The organism is Dysgonomonas sp. Marseille-Q5470, assembly GCF_951230145.1.
In the GTDB taxonomy this organism is placed as follows: Bacteria; Bacteroidota; Bacteroidia; order Bacteroidales; family Dysgonomonadaceae; genus Dysgonomonas.
Map to the genome: position 1 here is coordinate 1 of NZ_CATNVE010000023.1, position 3,388 is coordinate 3,388.

General features: G+C 44.4%; 2 protein-coding genes. Both read right to left on the reverse strand.

Annotation, left to right across the window (positions count from 1 at the left end):
- On the reverse strand, positions 1 to 2,045 hold a 2,045-nt coding region (locus QOX35_RS16345), incomplete at its 3' end, for a type IA DNA topoisomerase (RefSeq protein WP_283687828.1).
- A 56-nt stretch (positions 2,046 to 2,101) separates the two neighbouring features.
- Positions 2,102 to 3,388 (reverse strand): DUF3945 domain-containing protein (locus QOX35_RS16350; protein ID WP_283687829.1); only part of this gene is annotated, 1,287 nt, incomplete at its 5' end.

Here is a 3,388-nt window from a genome sequence, read left to right on the forward strand (position 1 = left end):
GCATCAAATTTTACGATGGCATCAAAGGTGCTTCCGGTCTTAGAACTAACGAAACCTTTGATTAGAGCAGTCTTCCCATTCATCAGAAGATCGGTTAACTGTCCATCCGTCAATTCTTTTTTAGCAATGGTTCTAAATACAGTCAATCCACAATTTTCATCTTTGCATTTGGCTACCTTCTGATAAAATACTACTTGCCCATTTTTACATTTGGGACAAGGGCAGGTATTGCGATTATCCGTATGCTCAATAACTGTAGATAGTAGTTCTGTGGTGATTTGTGAAGTATAGACCTCTATCCCTCTGTGGAACGTCGCAGCATCCATATTGCCCGATGCTATTTTGTTTAAGGCTTGCTCCCATTGTCCTGTCATCGCTACATCGACTATCTTCTTGTCTTTGACCGCCAGATAGACTATCAATCCTTTATTGGTCGGAACAAGAGATTTTTTCTCTCGGACGATGTACTCACGGGAAAATAGTGTTTCGATAATAGATGCACGGGTGGCAGGTGTTCCGATACCGCACTCCTTCATTGCTTCACGCTGTTGTTCATCTTCCACCTCTTTGCCTGCGGATTCCATCGAACTAAGTAAACTAGCTTCCGTATGCAATGGTTTCGGCTTGGTTTGCTTCTCTTGAATCTCGCAATCATGAATCGGAAGATTGTCTCCCTCGACCAAAACAGGGAGAGTTGAGTTCTCATCTTCTCCGTCGTTTGGCTCGTCATTCCCATCAAATACCGCCCTCCAGCCGGGGACGAGTGTAACGCTCCCTTTGCAGGAAAAGTGTACGCCATCGACATCAAGTGATACGGAGGTGTTCTCTTTGATGCAAGTTTCGCCAAAGGCTTCGAGCATACGTCCGGCAACCATGTCATAGATGAGTTGTTCGTCTTTAGATAGATTGGTAGCCGATTCTTCTGTGATAATCAGTGCATGGTGGTCGGCCACTTTGGCATCATTGACCGAACGGGTATTGAGTTTGGTGTCAAATCGGCTATCAATATAAGGCCTAAAAAGCGAGTGCGAACGAAGTGTTGCTATTAGGTGCGGTATTTCCTCCAGCACATCCTCGGAAATATAACGGCTACCGGTTCGTGGATAGGAGATTTTCTTCGTCTCATACAGACTTTGTGCTATCGTCAGCGTCTTATCTGCCGAAAAACCGTGCTTGCTGTTGGCTTCTTTCTGAAGTGTGGTAAGGTCGTACAGCAAGGGTGGTTCCTGCTTAACCTCCTTGCGTTCTACGGCGGTAACCTGTATAGCTCCTGCGGCTTTTACCTTTGCCGTAACTTCTTCAGCATGGGTTCGGGTGTCGAATTTATCTACCGAATGAACGGTAAAAGTAGTAGCTTCTTTTTCTGTTTGTAATTTCAAACGAAAATAGGTCTGTGGCTTGAAGTCTTTATTTTCCAGATAACGACTACAAATAATCGCCAGTGTCGGGGTTTGTACCCTGCCAAGTGACCAAACACCGTATCCTGCCGAGATAGAAAGAGCCTGACTGCTATTGATCCCTACGAGCCAATCAGCGGTACTGCGGGCTTTGGCAGAAGCATACAAATTGTCATAATCTGCTCCGGGGCGAAGCGTTTTAAAGCCGTCTTTGATAGCTCGGTCTGTTAGCGAACTGATCCAAAGTCTTTCAAACGGAAGGGTGCATCCTATATATTCGTATATATAGCGGAATATGAGTTCCCCTTCTCGTCCGGCATCGGTTGCCACAATTATAGATTCTCCACGATGGAATAACTCGCGGATAACCTTTAGTTGCTTCATCACACTGGGATCGTTTTTGTATTCTTTACCCTCTTTGACTTGTCGGGGCAAGAGTTTAAATTCTTGGGGAAGTATCGGCAGGTTCTCTTTCTGAAATCCTGTGATACCATAATGTTCTGGCATGGCGAGTCCTACCAAATGTCCGAATGCCCATGTAACGGCATATCCGTTACCTTCTATATAGCCTTCTCTTTTATTGTTTGCTCCGACTATGGCTGCTATACTTTTAGCCACAGAAGGTTTTTCTGCTATTATTATTTTCATTGTAACATTGATTTTTTAGTGGTTGGGGTCGCAGACCCTTTTATTATTTTATATTTCTACATTTTTCGCCCTTTGCTTTTCTTTGGAGCAGCAGGAGATTGTTTTTGTTCCTGTTGCTGCTCCTTCTTTTCGACTTGCTTGGCGGTGGGCTGTATCTGACCTTGCTTTAGCGGCTCTTTGGAATATTTGGTTGCCTCGTTGGTCTTGCCCTCATTATTGACAGCCACTTGTGTCTTACTTTCGGCAACAGGAGTCACTTTCTGAGAATCCTTAGCAGCTTGCTTGGCTTCGATGGCTCGTACCTGATCGGGATGCTTAGAGGTATGACGAACTTTATCTCTGTTTTCGTCAACCCATACCCATGCATTATACTTCTGTCCTTTCTGATCGGTAGCTTCTACTTTCTGTGCACCTGAGGCATCAGCTTGTTGTTGTTTGGGACGGGATTGCATGCCCTCAACAAAGATTGGTTCTTTGTTACACAGCTTGGTAAATTCTTCTTTACTGAGTTGTACGCCACCTTGCTTAGAATAAATCCATACCTCATCAACTTTACGGGCTTTGGGTAATGGCTTTTCCTGTGCTTGTCCTTCACTCTGTTTAGCCTGTCGCTGTTCCTTATGCTGTTGCCGTTGTTCGTCGCTGAACTTGAAGTCGAAGTTTTTATTGACAGCATTGAACTGTACAAAACGATCTATCTTCTGTGGTTCTTCTCCCGGCTTTACTTTTTTATCCATGCCCTCAACCCATACGGCTTTACCTTCTTTCAATCCTTGTTGCTGTTCGGGAGAGAGTGTAGCATTTTTTAAGGTTTGAGGGATATTGATTTCGGAGAGAGGTACGGCTTCGAGTCGATTCGTCATTTTGTCGAGAGATACAAGCGAGGGGATCTTCTCACCTCTGCCTACGGGTTCAAGTTCATAGACTCGTGCTCCGTGCCCTGTCTTTTGGAGTTGCTCTTTATCTTGCTCCGAAAAGGTTATTCCCATAAATGGTTTGTCAAAATCGGGCTGTTCTTGCTTGGGATGGGTTACCAACTTGATACTGCCATCCGCCTGTGGTTCTAATGATAAACGAGCCTGCATCGGAAACTCATTGCCATCAACAGTTGGTTTGATATCGACCAATCCGGGAGATTTATGTCCGTAAACCATCGCTTTAAGGGCATCCTGTAATTTGTCACCTGAAAGTCCCAACTTCTCAGTCTCTTTCCAATTGAGTTTATTAAGATCTAGAGGTTGAAACTGACCTGTTAGCTCAATATGTATCTTTACCTTACCATCAAATTTAAGGCGATACGGATCGAGAGCTTTATCCGTGTGGTCGATACGGATAAGTTTGTC